The organism is Aeromonas sp., from assembly GCF_050633025.1.
Lineage (GTDB): Bacteria > Pseudomonadota > Gammaproteobacteria > Enterobacterales > Aeromonadaceae > Aeromonas.
Genome location: NZ_JBODRQ010000018.1, coordinates 23,328 through 38,545, shown reverse-complemented (window position 1 = coordinate 38,545; position 15,218 = coordinate 23,328). Strand labels below are relative to the sequence as shown.

Sequence of the window (15,218 nt, the reverse complement as noted above, 5' to 3'; positions counted from 1 at the left end):
GGATGGCAGCAGCCGGGTGCTCGCCCCCGACGCGATTCGCCTTACGCCGGGCAACACCTGGCGCGGCCCCAAGGGGCAGGATTACCCCGTCGAGTGGCAGCTAAACGCCGCCGGAATGAGCCTAACCATCGAGGCCCGCCAGCCCAATCAGGCGATGAGCGGCCGCTTTGACTACTGGGAAGGGGCTGTGACGGTCTCGGGAGATGCTCAAGGTGTCGGCTATCTGGAGATGACCGGCTATTAAGCCTGCGGCCATCGCCGGTTATCCCTTATCCTGACGCCTGCTCCAAAACCGGAACGCTATCAGGCACTCATTAAAATCCGACAACTTGGACAGTTTTTTTACTCAACAAGGTGAGTCAGCGTTTGATACCCTGCAGATGGGTCTTATCGCGAATTTTTGTACAGCTCCCATGGCGACAGCATTAACCGGTTTGAGTCGTTCAACTCATATGCAGCATGCACAAGGATGGCATTTATGTGGCAAGAGATCTGGCAGTCCATCGTCTCCGAGCAGCCCCATAGGGCGAGAGCATGAAGTTTTTTTGTACAGATCGCTCGGGCATGGGGCAGTATTGCACCGCTCGACCAGAAAGGGACACTGTGAGCCTGGGATGGGGGCCTTCTTCCATCCACCGAGGAAAAGATCAGACGAGCGGCTGCTTATCCTCCTGCGAAGAGATGGCATCGCTTGCCTCGATCGACTGCTGCAGGTAGGCAATTCCCTGATGACTTAACCAGCCGATCGATCGGTAGATCCCCCATTCGACCATCTTCCTGTCAACCTCCCGGTAGATGGCATTCTTGCATACCTTGGTCGGTTGGCCGGTGCTCTGCTCGAGCAGGGTCACTGCATACTCAAAGCGCATGCCACATCGAATGCGCTGGCGGTGCATCTCAGCGACCGCCAGGCACACCTGAAGTGTCGAAATATCTTTAGTTGCCATCTTCTCTCCACTTCTCCACTCGAGCACCTCACTCTGAAGGCTTGGACTTTGTTGATTACGATTTTCTGGCGTGAAATCGCCAAAAAAACGCCGCCCATCGGGCGGCGTGTTATTAGATATCAAGGGCTAACAGAAATTACCAGCCGGTCACTTCACGCAGGGCCTTGCCGATATCGGCCAGGGAGCGGACGGTTTTCACGCCAGCATCTTCCAGCGCGGCAAACTTCTCGGCGGCGGTACCCTTGCCACCGGAGATGATGGCGCCAGCGTGGCCCATCCGCTTGCCGGGAGGCGCGGTGACACCGGCGATATAGGAGACCACCGGCTTGGTGACGTGGGCCTTGATATAGGCGGCCGCGTCTTCCTCGGCGTTGCCGCCGATCTCGCCGATCATCACGATCGCTTCGGTCTGCGGGTCATTCTGGAACATCTCCAGAATGTCGATAAAGTTGGAGCCCGGGATGGGGTCGCCACCGATACCGACGCAGGTGGACTGGCCAAAGCCTTCGTCAGTGGTCTGCTTGACCGCTTCGTAGGTCAGGGTGCCGGAGCGGGAGACGATGCCCACCTTGCCCGGCTTGTGAATGTGGCCCGGCATGATGCCGATCTTGCACTCACCCGGAGTGATCACACCCGGGCAGTTGGGGCCGATCATCCGCACGCCGGTCTCTTGCAGCTTCACTTTCACATCCAGCATATCCAGCGTCGGGATGCCTTCGGTGATGGTGACGATGAGCTTGATGCCCGCGTCGATCGCTTCCAGGATCGCGTCCTTGCAGAACGGTGCCGGCACATAGATGACGGTGGCGGTAGCACCGGTCGCTTCGACTGCGTCACGGACGGTGTTGAACACCGGCAGGCCCAGATGAGTGGTGCCACCCTTGCCTGGGGAGACGCCACCCACCAGCTGGGTGCCGTAGGAGAGCGCCTGCTCGGAGTGGAAAGTACCCTGACCGCCGGTGAAACCCTGGCAGATGACTCGGGTGTCCTTGTTGATCAGTACGCTCATCAGTTGGCCTCCGCTGCTTTGACGACTTGCTGCGCGGCATCGGTCAGACTCTTGGCCGCAATGATGTTGAGGCCGCTCTCGGCCAGCTTGATACCACCCAGCTCGGCGTTGTTGCCTTCCAGACGGACCACGACGGGCACCTTGACCCCCACTTCCTTGACCGCACCTATGATGCCTTCCGCGATCATGTCGCAGCGCACGATGCCGCCAAAGATGTTGACCAGCACCGCTTTGACGTTGCTGTCGGAGAGGATGATCTTGAACGCTTCGGTCACGCGCTCCTTGGTGGCGCCGCCGCCGACGTCAAGGAAGTTGGCCGGCTTGCCGCCGTGCAGGTTGACGATGTCCATGGTGCCCATGGCCAGACCCGCGCCGTTGACCATGCAGCCGATGTTGCCATCGAGGGCCACATAGTTCAGCTCCCACTGGGCAGCGTGCGCTTCGCGGGGGTCATCCTGTGACGGGTCGTGCATTTCGCGCAGCTTGGGCTGACGATACAGTGCGTTGGCGTCGATGTTGATCTTGCCATCCAGGCAGTGCAGGTTGCCCTGCGCGGTGATCACCAGCGGGTTGATCTCCAGCAGCGCGAAGTCGCAGTCGAGGAACATCTGGCCCAGACCCATGAAGATCTTGGTGAACTGCTTGATCTGATCGCCGACCAGACCCAGTTTGAAGGCCAGTTCGCGGGCCTGATAAGCCTGCGGACCCACCAGCGGATCGATGGCCGCCTTGTGGATCAGATGGGGAGTTTCGTGGGCAATCTTCTCGATATCCACGCCACCTTCGGTCGAGGCCATGAAGACCACGCGGCGCGAACCACGGTCAACCACGGCCCCCAGGTAGAGCTCTTTGGCGATGTCGGTGCAAGACTCTACCAGGATTTTGGTCACCGGCTGGCCGTTGGCGTCGGTCTGGTAGGTCACCAGATTTTTGCCAAGCCAGTTTTGGGCAAAAGCACGGATCTCATCCTTGCTCTTGGCCACTTTCACGCCGCCCGCCTTACCGCGGCCACCGGCGTGTACCTGGCATTTGACAACCCAGGTATTGCCGCCAATCTTGTCGGCCGCTTCGGCCGCTTCTTGTGGGGTAGCACAGGCATAACCTTCGGAGACCGGCAGGCCATACTCGGCAAACAGCTGTTTTGCCTGATATTCATGCAGATTCATAGATGCTCTATCCGTGTTGTAGGTATTTCCGTCCGGGGCTGGTGTTTCTCAATCCCCTGTGAATGGGGGCCTGGGCGGCCCCTCGTTATCTTTCAATCGCTCGGGTATTACTCAAACGTCCAGCAGCACATTCGGCTCGGGGCGCAAACCCCTTGCCCGGGTACCACAGGCTTAGACGTCCAGCAACACACACGGCTCGGGGCTTCGGCCCTTTGCCAGGGTGCTCTTGGCTTAGACGTCCAGCAACAGACGGGTCGGGTCTTCCAGCAGCTCCTTGACGGAAACCAGGAAGCCTACCGATTCGCGTCCGTCGATGAGACGGTGATCGTAGGAGAGCGCCAGATACATCATCGGCAGGATCTCGACCTTGCCGTCAACGGCCATCGGGCGATCCTGGATCTTGTGCATCCCCAGAATGGCGCTCTGGGGCGGGTTGATGATCGGGGTAGACATCAGGGAGCCAAACACGCCACCGTTGGTGATGGTGAAGTTGCCGCCAGTCAGTTCATCCACGGTCAGTTTGCCGTCACGGCCCTTGCCCGCCAGATCCTTGATGGCCTTCTCGATGTCCGCCAGGCTCATGTTGTCGCAGTCGCGCAGCACCGGCGTCACCAGACCACGGGGGGTAGAGACGGCGATGCTGACGTCGAAGTAGTTGTGGTAAACCACGTCATCGCCATCGAGCGCCGCGTTCACTTCCGGATAGCGCTTGAGGGACTCCACTACCGCCTTCACGTAGAAGGACATAAAGCCGAGCTTGATGCTGTGCTTCTTCTCGAAGATCTCGCCGTACTGCTTGCGCAGATCCATGATGGGCTTCATGTTGACCTCGTTGAAGGTGGTCAGCATGGCGGTGGTGTTTTTCGCTTCCAGCAGACGCTCGGCAATGCGCTTGCGCAGACGGGTCATCGGTACCCGCTTGTCGGTGCGACCACCCAGCGGGGCAACCTTGACTGCCGGGGCTGCAGTTGCGACCGGTGCGGCTGCCGCAGGCTGGCTCTTGGCCTTGATGAAGGCTTCCACATCATCCTTGGTGATGCGACCACCCTTGCCGGTACCGGTCAGCTTGGTCACGTCGATGTCGTGCTCACCAATCAGGCGGCGAACCGAGGGGCTTAAGGCCTCGGCACCATCATCGGCCACCGCTTCAGCGGGTTTCTCTTTGGTCTCTTCACCGGCCACCGGGGCGGCGGTGAGGATGGCAATCAGTTGACGGGACAATACAGTCGCCCCTTCCCCTTGCAGAATATCCCCCAGCACACCAGCTTGCGGTGCCGGCACTTCCAGCACCACCTTGTCGGTCTCGATGTCGACCAGCACTTCGTCACGGGCGACCAGATCGCCCGGTTTTTTGTGCCAGGTGGCGATAGTGGCATCGGCCACTGATTCCGGCAAATCCGGTACCTTGATTTCGATAGTCATCCAATCAGTTCCTTTTTACTTCTATGCCAGAGGCTTTACAGGGTAAGGGCATCTTCCACCAAGGCTTTTTGCTGCTTGGCGTGGACAGACATGTAACCGACGGCCGGTGAGGCTGACGCGGGGCGACCGGCATAACGCAGGGTAGCTCCGGCTGGCAGCACGCCATCGTAGTGGTGACGGGTGCAGTACCAGGCGCCCTGGTTCTGCGGCTCTTCCTGACACCAGACAAAGTCGGTGACATGGCTGTAATCGGCCAGAATGGCGCGCACTTCCTCTTCCGGGAAGGGGTAGAGCTGCTCAATTCGCACCAGTGCCACATCTTGCTGCTCGGCCTTGCGACGGGCATCGAGCAGGTCGTAGTAGACCTTGCCGGAGCAGAAGACCACGCGCTTGACCGCTTTCGGATCCAGCGCATCGATCTCGCCGATGGCGTTCTGGAAGGTGCCTTCCGCCAGCTCTTCGAGCTTGCTCACCGCCAGCGGGTGGCGCAGCAGGGATTTTGGCGTCATTACGATGAGCGGACGGCGCATCGGACGTACCACCTGACGACGCAGCATATGGAACACCTGCGCCGGGGTAGAGGGCACGCACACCTGCATGTTGTGCTGGGCGCACATCTGCAGATAACGCTCCAGACGGGCGGAGGAGTGCTCCGGGCCCTGCCCCTCGTAACCGTGCGGCAGCAGCATGGTCAGGCCGCACATCCGGCCCCACTTCTGCTCGCCGGAGGAGAGGAACTGATCCACCACTACCTGGGCACAGTTGGCAAAGTCGCCGAACTGGGCTTCCCAGATGGTGAGGCCAGCCGGCTCGGCGCTGGCGTAACCATATTCAAAGGCCAGTACCGCGTTCTCGGTCAGCACAGAGTCATACACCTCGAACGGGCCTTGCTCGTCGTGCAGGTTGCACAGCGGGGTGTAGGTGCTGGCATCGGTCTGGCTGTGCAGCACGGCGTGGCGGTGGAAGAAGGTGCCACGGCCGGAATCTTCACCGGTAAAGCGGATGCGGGACCCCTTGTCCACCAGAGTGGCGTAGGCCAGGGTCTCGGCAAAGCCCCAGTCCACCAGCTTCTCGCCAGCGGCCATCAGACGGCGGTCTTCGTAAATCTTCTCGACCTGACGCTGCAGCACGTGGGTCGCCGGATACTGGCTCACCCGCTCGCCGAGGCTCTTGAGGTGATCCATCGGCACAGCACTCTCATAGGCCATGTTCCAGTCGTGGCCCAGATAAGGGGTCCAGTCGACGGAGTGCAGCTCCATCGGCCGCCACTCCTTGCTCACCCGCTCGCCGCGATCCAGCGCTTCGCGATACTCGTTGACCAGTTCGGTCGCCCGCTCCTGAGCGAGGCTCCCCTCGGCCACCAGCTGATCGGCGTAGATCTTGCGCGGAGTCGGGTGCTGCTTGATCTTCTGGTACATCAGCGGCTGGGTCGCGCTCGGCTCGTCCGCTTCGTTGTGACCGTGACGACGGTAGCAGACCAGCTCGATCACCACGTCGCGTTTGAAGGTGTTGCGGTAATCCAGTGCAATCTGGGTCACCAGCACCACAGCCTCCGGATCATCCCCGTTGACGTGCAGCACCGGCGCCTGCACCGCCTTGGCGATGTCGGTGCAATATTCGGTGGAACGCAGGTCACGGATATAGGAGGTAGTGAAACCCACCTGGTTGTTGATGACGATGCGCACCGTCCCGCCGACACCATAGGCACGGGTCTGGGACATGTTGAAGGTCTCGGCCACCACGCCCTGACCGGCCATGGCCGAGTCACCGTGGATAGTGATGGGCAGCACGCTGGAGCCATCCTTGTCACCGCGACGATCCATACGGGCACGGACCGAGCCGATGACCACAGGGTTGACGATTTCGAGGTGAGAGGGGTTGAAGGCGAGCGCCAGGTGGACATTGCCACCCGGGGTGGCGAAGTCGGAGGAGAAGCCCATATGGTACTTCACATCACCGGTACCCCAGGATTCGCCATGCTTGCCGGCAAACTCGTCGAACAGATCCTGAGCGCGCTTGCCCAGCACGTTGATCAGCACGTTGAGACGACCGCGGTGGGCCATACCGATAACGGCCTCTTTGCAGCCCTGCTCACCGGCGCGACGGATCAGCTCCTTGAGCATGGGGATCATGGCGTCGCCACCTTCCAGCGAGAAGCGCTTGGCTCCCGGGAACTTGGCGCCCAGATATTTCTCCAGCCCTTCGGCGGCGGTCAGGCTCTCGAGGAAACGGGTCTTCTCTTCGAGGGTGTAGCTCCCCTTCCCTTCAATGGATTCGAGACGCTGTTGCAGCCAGCGCTTCTCTTCCGTGGAGGTGAGGTGCATGTAGTCGGCGCCGATGGAGCCGCAATAGGTCTTCTTCAGCGAGGCGTAGAGGTCGGAGAGCACCATGGTCTCGCGACCGATGGCGTAGGAGCCCACATTGAAGGTGGCCTCCATATCTGCGCCCTGCAGGTTGTGGAACGCCGGATCCAGTTCGGCAACGGTTTCACGCTGCCACAGGCCCAGCGGGTCCAGATTGGCATTCTGGTGACCACGGAAACGGAAGGCGTTGATCAGCTGCAATACCCGCACCTGCTTGGCATCCACTTGCGGATCAGAGACGGGAGCACTGTAGCGAGAGGGATCCTTGGCCAGACGACGGAAATAATCGCGGACCTGGGAGTGGGGTTGTTCAACCGCATGGCCATTGACCTGGGGCAGCTCGCTAAACAGGCTGCGCCACTCGTCGGACACGGAGTCAGGATTTTCCAGGAAGGATTCGTACAAATCCTCGATATAGCTTGCATTCGCACCAGCCAGGTGAGATGACTCCAACCAGGCCTTCATCACGCCGTTATGCATTTCTATCCCTTGTACTTCTTGTTACTGCTGCGCAGCTTGTAGGGGTCAAATAGCCATCCTGCCACGGGTGGGATGGCTATCCAGAGGTCGGGCCAGCACCTGACCGGCCCTGATACTAAACAGCCCGATTGAGCAACATCGACTTGATCTGGCCAATCGCCTTGGTCGGGTTCAAGCCTTTCGGACAAACATTCACGCAGTTCATGATGCCGTGGCAGCGGAACACGCTGAATGCATCGTCCAGATCCCCCAGTCGTTCGGTAGTCGCGGTGTCGCGGCTGTCAGCCAGCCAGCGGTAGGCGGCAAGCAGCCCGGCCGGACCGATGAACTTGTCGGGGTTCCACCAGAAGGAGGGGCACGAAGTGGAACAGCAGGCACAGAGAATGCACTCGTACAGGCCGTCAAGCTTGGCGCGCTCTTCGGGGGATTGCAGGTGCTCACGCACCGGCGGCAACTTGTCATCGTTGATGAGGAAGGGTTTGACCTTCTCCCACTGGGTGTAGAACTGGGTCATGTCGATCACCAGATCACGGATCACCGGCAGGCCGGGCAAGGGACGGATAACAACGTTATTGCCCTTCTTCAGCAGGTCGGAGAGCGGGGTGATACAGGCAAGACCGTTCTTGCCATTCATGTTGAGACCGTCTGATCCACAGACCCCTTCGCGGCAAGAGCGCCGGAAGGCAAGCGTGGGATCCAGCTCTTTCAACTGGATCAGTGCATCGAGCACCATCATGTCGGAACCTTCAGGAATATCAAGATGATAATCCTTCATATGGGGGACGTTATCAACATCCGGATTGTATCTGTAGACAGAGAATTTGACGTTCATAGGGCTGGCTCCGCAATCAGTAAGTCCGGACCTTGGGCGGGAACGCCTCACGGGTCTTGGGTGACATGTTGACAGCGCGACGGGTCATGGACTCGGTGTCCGGATGATAGAGGCTGTGGCACAACCAGTTCTCATCGTCGCGATCCGGGAAGTCGAAGCGGCAGTGAGCACCGCGACTCTCGGTACGGAAGTTGGCGGCAACCGCCGTGGCAAACGCCGTCTCCATCAGGTTGTCCAGCTCCAGGCACTCGATGCGCTGGGTGTTGAACTCTTTGGAGGTATCATCCAGACGGGCTGACTTGAGGCGCTCGCGGATAACCTTGAGCTCGGCAAGACCCTCTGCCATCGCCGCACCTTCGCGGAACACTGAGAAGTTGTTCTGCATGCAACGCTGCAGATCTTTGCGGATCTGCACCGGGTCTTCCCCGTCACGGCAATTTTCCCAGCGGTTGAAGCGGGCCAATGCGGCATCCAGGTCCGACTCGGAGGCATCGCGGCCGTGATCCATCTCGCCCAGGGTGTTGACCAGATGCATGCCGGCAGCGCGGCCGAACACCACCAGATCCAGCAGGGAATTGCCACCCAGACGGTTGGCGCCGTGCACCGAGACGCAGGCAATCTCACCCACCGCAAACAGGCCGACTACCGGCACATCGTTGCCGTTCTTGTCCTGGGTCAGGCACTGGCCATTCACGTTGGTCGGCACGCCGCCCATCATGTAGTGGCAGGTCGGAATGATCGGGATCGGCTCTTTGACCGGATCCACGTGGGCGAAGGTGCGAGAGAGCTCGCAGATGCCCGGCAGACGGGATTCCAGCACCTCTTTGCCGAGGTGATCCAGCTTGAGCTTGATGTGCGGGCCCCAGGGACCGTCACAGCCACGCCCTTCGCGGATCTCGATCATGATGGAGCGGGCCACCACATCGCGACCGGCCAAGTCCTTGGCGTTCGGCGCATAACGCTCCATGAAGCGCTCGCCATCTTTATTGAGCAGATAGCCGCCTTCACCACGGCAGCCTTCGGTTACCAGCACCCCAGCCCCGGCGATGCCGGTCGGGTGGAACTGCCACATCTCCATGTCCTGCACGCCGACGCCGGCACGCAGCGCCATGCCGACGCCGTCACCTGTGTTGATGTGGGCGTTGGTGGTGGACTGGTAGATGCGACCGGCGCCGCCGGTGGCCAGCACGGTGGCCTTGGCCTTGAAGTAGACCACTTCACCGCTCTCCATATCGATGGCGGTACAACCCACCACGTGGCCGTCCTGGTTCTTCACCAGATCCAGCGCATACCACTCGGAGAAGACGGTGGTCTTGTTCTTGACGTTCTGTTGGTAGAGGGTGTGCAGCAGGGCGTGACCGGTACGGTCGGCCGCAGCCGCAGTGCGGGCAGCCTGCTCGCCACCGAAATTCTTGGACTGACCACCAAACGGACGCTGGTAGACAGACCCGTTATCGAAACGGGAGAAGGGCAGCCCCATGTTCTCCAGCTCATAGATAGCCTCGGGGCCGGTTTTGCACATGTACTCGATGGCTTCCTGATCACCGATGTAATCGGAACCTTTTACCGTGTCATACATGTGCCACTGCCAGTTGTCGTCGTGGGCATTGCCCAGCGCAACCGTGATCCCGCCCTGGGCGGAAACAGTGTGAGAACGGGTTGGAAAAACCTTGGACAACAGAGCGCAGCTCTTGCCGGACTGGGCAATCTGCAGCGCGGCGCGCATACCGGCACCACCGGCACCAATCACCACCGCATCAAATTCACGAGTTGGAATAGTCACCTTACACACCCCACAGCACGACGAAACCCGTCATCAGATAGACAAACAGCACTACGACCAGGGCAAATTGCAGCGCCCCGCGCAGCCCTACCGGCTTGATATAGTCAGTCAGCACCTGCCACAGACCAATCCAGGCGTGGATCAGTACGCAGAGCAGGGTCAACAGGGTGAATACCTTGGTGAATGTTTTGGCGAAGAAGCCTGCCCATACCTCGTAGGTGATGTCGTTGAACGCGACAAAACCGACCAGATAGAGGACATAACAGGTCATGATGAGGGCGGTGGCGCGGATCAGGATGTAATCGTGAACGCCGCTGCGCCCGAAGGTTGCAGAATTGGTTACCATACAAGCACTCCCGCCAATACAGCCAGGATCGCGGTGATCACGAAGGCCACGCGGGCGCTCTGATTGCCGGATTCCAGCTCTTCCCAATAGCCCATATCCATGACCAGATGACGCAAGCCGCCCACAATGTGGTATGCCAGCGCAGTCAGGATCCCCCACAGCACGAGTTTGACCAGGAAGTTGTCCATGATGGCAACCACGGTTTCAAACCCTTCGGGAGAGGCGAGTGAAGTACCAAGCATCCATAGCAAGATACCCAGTGCAACAAAGGTAATGACCCCTGAAACACGGTGCAGGATGGATGCAATAGCAGTGACAGGAAAGCTGATCGTCTGTAGGTCTAGGTTGACCGGTCTCTGTTTGTTTTTCACGCTTGCCCACTCAGCTCCATTGAGCACGTTAGTTATTGTTTTAACTCACTGTGAGGGCATGGAATGGTGATTGTTGGTTTTTTGTTACCAAAGGTCTCTGGAAAAGCCAAAAGTCGAGTTTTCAATTTCACACCTGGCTTTGCCAAAGCGTTTCAAACACCCTGTAGCCATAACCCACGTCGCGCAGTATATCGGCGGCCTTAACCGAAGACAATCAATTGGCTACAAGGAAACCACAAAACCGCCAACCGGATCGCAAATTTTATTTAACATTTAACCAGTGCCATTAATGGGGTTTCAGCAAAATTGACATTGATAGGGAACTCTGTTTCAAATAAGGCGCTCCAGCCAACTGCGGTATGGGTAACAACCTTTGCCTGCGTCATAAAAGTCGTAATAGAGTAGGACTGGAACCAAATTATAAAGAGCAAAGGAGACGTGCTATGGCTGATAAGATAGCCACCCTACATCTGCCCGGAAAAGAGCCGGTCGAACTGCCGATCCTCTCCGGCACCATCGGCCCGGATGTCATCGATGTCAGAAAATTGGGATCACAGGGGTATTTCACCTTTGACCCCGGTTTCATGGCCACCGGTTCTTGCAAATCTGCCATTACCTACATTGACGGGGATCAGGGTGTCTTGCTGCACCGGGGTTACCCCATCGCCCAGTTGGCCACCCAGGCCACCTATCTGGAAGTCTGCTATATCCTGCTGTACGGCGAGGTGCCGACCAAAGCGCAGTATGCCGAGTTCGAACGTCTGGTCACTCGCCACACCATGGTGCACGAGCAGATCGCCTTCTTTTTCCGCGGCTTCCGTCGCGACTCTCATCCCATGGCTATCATGTGCGGTGTGGTCAGCGCCCTCTCCGCCTTCTATCACGATGCCCTCGACATCAACAACGAGCAGCATCGCGAGATCTGTGCCTTCCGTCTGCTCTCCAAGATGCCGACCCTGGCCGCCATGTGTTACAAGTACTCCATCGGCCAGCCGTTCATGCAGCCGCGCAATGCCCTCTCCTACGCCGGCAACTTCCTGCACATGATGTTTGGCGTGCCGACCGAAGAGTACAAGGTCAACCCAATCGTTGAACGCGCCATGGATCGTATCTTTACCCTCCATGCGGATCACGAGCAAAACGCCTCGACCTCAACGGTGCGTCTGGCGGGTTCCTCTGGTGCCAACCCGTTCGCCTGTATCGCCGCTGGGATCGCCTCCCTGTGGGGACCGGCACACGGTGGTGCCAACGAAGCCTGCCTGCGCATGCTGGAGGAGATAGGCTCGGTGGATCGCATCCCCGAGTACATCGGCCGCGCCAAGGACAAGAATGATCCGTTCCGCCTGATGGGCTTCGGTCACCGCGTCTACAAGAACCACGATCCTCGTGCCACTGTGATGCGTGAAACCTGCCACGAAGTACTGACCGAGCTGCAGATCAAGGATCCGCTGCTGGACGTAGCCATGGAGCTGGAGCGCATTGCGCTCTCCGACCCCTATTTCGTCGAGAAGAAGCTCTACCCGAACGTGGACTTCTACTCCGGCATCATCATGAAGGCGATCGGCATCCCGATGAGCATGTTCACCGTGATCTTCGCCATCTCCCGCACCATCGGCTGGATTGCCCACTGGAACGAGTTCCACTCAGACCCGGACAGCAAGATCGGTCGTCCGCGCCAACTCTACGTGGGTCACCCGCAACGGGACTTCATCCCACTTGATCAGCGCTAACTGGAGCGAATCAACATCGCTTGTTAACAAGGCGGTCATTGACCGCCTTTTTGTTTGCCGCTCTAATGCCCTTCTTTCGCTTTGAAGGAGTCCATCATGAAGCCCCTGTTCCTCGGTACCACGGCAGCCCTGTTGCTCTCTGCCTGCCAGAACGCCCCTATCCCGTCACAGGAAGAGACCCTCTATATCAACAGCCAGCTGGTCGATTGTGTCGGGGTTGGCCCAATGCTGTGCATGCAGGTTCGCAGTGATGAGCAGCAGCCCTGGACGCTCTTCTACCAGGATATTGAAGGCTTCCAGTTCGAGCCGGGCTATCGGTATCAGCTCACTGTCAGCAAGGAGCAGCTCACCGATGTGCCGGCCGATGCCCCTTCCCTGCGCTATCAGCTGATCAAGGTAATCAGCAAGGTCGCCAGCAAGTAACAAACACGGGGGATGGCAGACGCCATCCCCCGTTCTTTTATGGTTACAACTCCACTGAAGAGACACTTTCCCGCTGGCAACGGTGATTAGCGCGGCTGCACCGCCTGCAGCAGTACCGACATATCAGCGCCAAAGTTGCGGCTGCGGATCGCCTCGCGAATATCCGCTTCGCTATAACGGCTGCCCGGGTAGACCACCACGCAGGAGGTGTCGCCCGGTTTGAGGAAGTGGGTCTCGCCAAACGGGGTATAACGGGTGGCGCCGATACTGATGAGCGCGTGGGGAGGATGCCCCGCCTGCGCCAGCAGCCCCTGAATGTGCTCCGCCGGCCCCTCATCCTGCTGATGGTTGAACTTGTCGATGGCCCAGTCGAGCAGCTTACCGTGGAAGTAGCTGTAGTCGATGGCAGCGCTGTCTACCCCGTAAGCGTGCAGCTCGCCATCGCGCTCCAGATAGCAGGCGATGTGATAGTCATCGAGCTCGCAACCGGCGGCAAAACCGGAAAGCGGCAGCAGCTTGTCCGCCAACCCCTTGCTCTCTTCGCCCCAGTTCTTCTTCTCGCTGATCTTCTTGGCGTTGGGACGGCGGATGGAGCAGTCGTTATAGGCGCCAAAGGCACGGGGATGGATCGCCACCACCTGCTTGCCGGCATACTCCAGCTCGCACCAGAGGGCTACTTCCGGCTCAATCTGCACCTTCTCGTCACCACTGACCGCCGCTTCCGGCAGGAAGATGGCGTTATTGCTCAGCGGAAAGACCCCGAGCTGACCCGGATGACCCGGCACGAAGAAGGGGAACAGCGCCTTGGGCGCCGTGGTGTCACGCACCACGACCGCCACGAAATCCGATGCTTCACCCGCCTGCTCCAGATGACCGGCGAAATTACCCGCTACCCCGAGTCCAATAAACTTGCTCTCTGCTGCTATCTGCATCTTGCTCACCTGCATCTTGCCCACGCAAAGTAGCAGGCTCGTCGCCCACTACCGCTAAAGTGGCAAGATTAAACCACAAGGGCCCCACCTTCGCCCAGTCCGGCCCTGTCGTGGTGTGCGCCAGTGCGCTTTTTTAGGGATGCAGAACCTGTGCTTGTTCACGCTTTCACTCGCCCGCCAGCCCCACTGGAAACATTGCGTTTCCCGCCTTGCCCCTCTTTCTCCTTGGGAGTCAACTTCATCTTTGTTAGGCTGCCTGCATGCAAAACAGCAGTGCGCTTGGGTGCGCCACTGCACCTCACGGCAACCCCATCGGAGAGAAAACGGATGATCGACAAACTCGCCTGGCTCACCTTTAAAGATCAGCAACTGCTCTGCGCTCGCTCCCACGGCAAGAACGTCTATTACATCCCCGGCGGCAAGCGGGAACCGGGGGAGAGCGATGAGACGGCGCTGATCCGCGAGATTGAAGAGGAGCTGGCAGTCACCCTGCAACCCGATACCCTGTGCTTTGCCTGCGAGTTCAGCGCCCAGGCCGATGGCAAACCGGCAGGGGTCGAGGTGCGACTGCGTTGCTACACAGGCGAAACGAGCGGCACTCCGGTCGCCTCGGCCGAAATTGCCGAGCTGCGATGGCTCGACAGCAGCCATCTCGACGAGATCTCTCCCGTCTCACGTCTGCTCTTCCGTTGGCTACAGGCGCAGGGACGTATTCGCTAACCCTGTAATCATGCGCGGGCAGACCAAGGTCTGCCCTTTTCTACTCTCTTTTGTTGAGGTCATCATGTTACCCAGCCACTTTTTCGCCAATCTCGCCCGCATGAAGCTCATCTACCGCTGGCCCCTGATGCGCAACATCCAGCCGGAAAACATTGCCGAACACAGCCTGCAAGTCGCCATGGTGGCCCATGCTCTCGGCATCATCAAAAACCGGCTGTTTGGCGGCAGCGTGAATGCCGACCGCGCCGCCGTGATGGCCCTCTATCACGACAGCAGCGAGGTGCTGACCGGCGATCTGCCCACCCCGGTCAAATACTTCAACCCCGAAATTGCCCGCGAGTACAAGAAGATAGAGCTGGCCGCCGAGCAGCGTCTGCTTGGCATGCTGCCGCCAGAACTGATGGAGGATTTTCGCCCGCTGCTCGACTCGGCAGCCCAGGATGAGAAGCTGGCAAGGCTGGTGAAAGATGCCGACACCCTCTGTGCCTATACCAAGTGTCTGGAGGAGATCAACGCCGGCAACCGGGAGTTTGAACCGGCTCGCAAGCGCCTCGAAGCCATGCTGGAGGCCCGGATGAGCGAGGAGATGCGCTATTTTATCGACACCTTCGTAGCCAGCTTCTCCCTGCCGCTCGATGAGCTTAACGCTCACTAAGCCAGCCGACATGACCTGAAAACAGCAGGGCCCGCCGGT

The 15,218-nt window shown here is 59.2% G+C and carries 15 protein-coding genes; 5 read left to right on the top strand and 10 right to left on the bottom strand.

The features are described from left to right. Window positions 1-244 (top strand): lipocalin family protein (locus tag ACRAUW_RS04475; RefSeq protein WP_431361323.1); only part of this gene is annotated, 244 nt, incomplete at its 5' end. Window positions 245-647: 403 nt separating this feature from the next. Here the strand turns inward: ACRAUW_RS04475 and ACRAUW_RS04470 are convergent. From ACRAUW_RS04470 to sdhC, 9 genes are all read right to left on the bottom strand, one after another. Then, the gene (locus ACRAUW_RS04470) at window positions 648-947 is read right to left on the bottom strand and encodes a hypothetical protein (RefSeq protein WP_431361322.1); all 300 of its coding nucleotides are present in this window, start codon (window positions 945-947) and stop codon (window positions 648-650) included. Window positions 948-1,083: 136 nt separating this feature from the next. Beyond that, window positions 1,084-1,956, bottom strand: a complete 873-nt coding sequence (sucD, locus tag ACRAUW_RS04465) for a succinate--CoA ligase subunit alpha (protein ID WP_005346088.1) — start codon at window positions 1,954-1,956, stop codon at window positions 1,084-1,086. Then, window positions 1,956-3,122, bottom strand: coding sequence for an ADP-forming succinate--CoA ligase subunit beta (gene sucC, locus ACRAUW_RS04460; RefSeq protein WP_005361097.1), 1,167 nt, complete (start codon window positions 3,120-3,122; stop codon window positions 1,956-1,958). The genes sucD and sucC overlap by 1 nt, the downstream gene beginning before the upstream one ends. A gap of 231 nt (window positions 3,123-3,353) precedes the next feature. Then, on the bottom strand, window positions 3,354-4,544 hold the full coding sequence (gene odhB, locus ACRAUW_RS04455; protein ID WP_431361321.1) for a 2-oxoglutarate dehydrogenase complex dihydrolipoyllysine-residue succinyltransferase: 1,191 nt from the start codon (window positions 4,542-4,544) through the stop codon (window positions 3,354-3,356). Between the two features lie 35 nt (window positions 4,545-4,579). After that, window positions 4,580-7,387: a 2-oxoglutarate dehydrogenase E1 component gene (gene sucA / locus ACRAUW_RS04450; protein ID WP_005333548.1), complete on the bottom strand. Its 2,808-nt coding sequence runs from the start codon at window positions 7,385-7,387 to the stop codon at window positions 4,580-4,582. 115 nt (window positions 7,388-7,502) lie between these two features. Continuing rightward, on the bottom strand, window positions 7,503-8,219 hold the full coding sequence (locus tag ACRAUW_RS04445) for a succinate dehydrogenase iron-sulfur subunit (protein ID WP_431361320.1): 717 nt from the start codon (window positions 8,217-8,219) through the stop codon (window positions 7,503-7,505). 16 nt (window positions 8,220-8,235) lie between these two features. Further along, window positions 8,236-10,002, bottom strand: a complete 1,767-nt coding sequence (gene sdhA / locus ACRAUW_RS04440; protein WP_040066317.1) for a succinate dehydrogenase flavoprotein subunit — start codon at window positions 10,000-10,002, stop codon at window positions 8,236-8,238. Window position 10,003: 1 nt separating this feature from the next. Continuing rightward, window positions 10,004-10,348 carry a succinate dehydrogenase, hydrophobic membrane anchor protein gene (gene sdhD, locus ACRAUW_RS04435; protein ID WP_005333558.1) on the bottom strand — a complete coding sequence of 115 codons (345 nt, stop codon included), beginning with the start codon at window positions 10,346-10,348 and terminating at the stop codon, window positions 10,004-10,006. Next, complete coding sequence (sdhC, locus tag ACRAUW_RS04430) at window positions 10,342-10,719, bottom strand: succinate dehydrogenase cytochrome b556 subunit (protein ID WP_005333571.1); 378 nt, start codon at window positions 10,717-10,719, stop codon at window positions 10,342-10,344. The genes sdhD and sdhC overlap by 7 nt, the downstream gene beginning before the upstream one ends. A 443-nt stretch (window positions 10,720-11,162) precedes the next feature. Here sdhC and ACRAUW_RS04425 point away from each other — a divergent pair, with 443 nt between their 5' ends. After that, window positions 11,163-12,449 carry a citrate synthase gene (locus ACRAUW_RS04425; RefSeq protein ID WP_431361319.1) on the top strand — a complete coding sequence of 429 codons (1,287 nt, stop codon included), beginning with the start codon at window positions 11,163-11,165 and terminating at the stop codon, window positions 12,447-12,449. A gap of 96 nt (window positions 12,450-12,545) precedes the next feature. Continuing rightward, on the top strand, window positions 12,546-12,872 hold the full coding sequence (locus tag ACRAUW_RS04420) for a DUF4377 domain-containing protein (RefSeq protein ID WP_431361318.1): 327 nt from the start codon (window positions 12,546-12,548) through the stop codon (window positions 12,870-12,872). An 86-nt stretch (window positions 12,873-12,958) separates the two neighbouring features. Here ACRAUW_RS04420 and ACRAUW_RS04415 read toward each other — a convergent pair whose 3' ends face one another. Further along, entirely contained in the window at window positions 12,959-13,804 is an 846-nt protein-coding gene (locus ACRAUW_RS04415) for a DUF5718 family protein (protein WP_431361317.1), read from the bottom strand. Window positions 13,805-14,131: 327 nt separating this feature from the next. Between ACRAUW_RS04415 and ACRAUW_RS04410 the strand changes: the two genes are divergently transcribed. Then, window positions 14,132-14,524, top strand: coding sequence for an NUDIX hydrolase (locus ACRAUW_RS04410; RefSeq protein ID WP_431361316.1), 393 nt, complete (start codon window positions 14,132-14,134; stop codon window positions 14,522-14,524). Window positions 14,525-14,588: 64 nt separating this feature from the next. Beyond that, window positions 14,589-15,179, top strand: a complete 591-nt coding sequence (gene yfbR, locus ACRAUW_RS04405) for a 5'-deoxynucleotidase (protein WP_431361315.1) — start codon at window positions 14,589-14,591, stop codon at window positions 15,177-15,179. The last annotated feature ends 39 nt before the right edge of the window (window positions 15,180-15,218 follow it).

Excerpts from the sequence above, each read along its gene's own strand:
- ACRAUW_RS04470 (WP_431361322.1), bottom strand. The coding sequence starts at position 947 with ATGGCAACTAAAGATATTTCGACACTTCAGGTGTGCCTGGCGGTCGCT.
- sucD (WP_005346088.1), bottom strand. The coding sequence starts at position 1,956 with ATGAGCGTACTGATCAACAAGGACACCCGAGTCATCTGCCAGGGTTTC.
- sucC (WP_005361097.1), bottom strand. The coding sequence starts at position 3,122 with ATGAATCTGCATGAATATCAGGCAAAACAGCTGTTTGCCGAGTATGGC.
- odhB (WP_431361321.1), bottom strand. The coding sequence starts at position 4,544 with ATGACTATCGAAATCAAGGTACCGGATTTGCCGGAATCAGTGGCCGAT.
- sucA (WP_005333548.1), bottom strand. The coding sequence starts at position 7,387 with ATGCATAACGGCGTGATGAAGGCCTGGTTGGAGTCATCTCACCTGGCT.
- ACRAUW_RS04445 (WP_431361320.1), bottom strand. The coding sequence starts at position 8,219 with ATGAACGTCAAATTCTCTGTCTACAGATACAATCCGGATGTTGATAAC.
- sdhD (WP_005333558.1), bottom strand. The coding sequence starts at position 10,348 with ATGGTAACCAATTCTGCAACCTTCGGGCGCAGCGGCGTTCACGATTAC.
- ACRAUW_RS04425 (WP_431361319.1), top strand. The coding sequence starts at position 11,163 with ATGGCTGATAAGATAGCCACCCTACATCTGCCCGGAAAAGAGCCGGTC.
- ACRAUW_RS04420 (WP_431361318.1), top strand. The coding sequence starts at position 12,546 with ATGAAGCCCCTGTTCCTCGGTACCACGGCAGCCCTGTTGCTCTCTGCC.
- ACRAUW_RS04415 (WP_431361317.1), bottom strand. The coding sequence starts at position 13,804 with ATGCAGATAGCAGCAGAGAGCAAGTTTATTGGACTCGGGGTAGCGGGT.
- ACRAUW_RS04410 (WP_431361316.1), top strand. The coding sequence starts at position 14,132 with ATGATCGACAAACTCGCCTGGCTCACCTTTAAAGATCAGCAACTGCTC.
- yfbR (WP_431361315.1), top strand. The coding sequence starts at position 14,589 with ATGTTACCCAGCCACTTTTTCGCCAATCTCGCCCGCATGAAGCTCATC.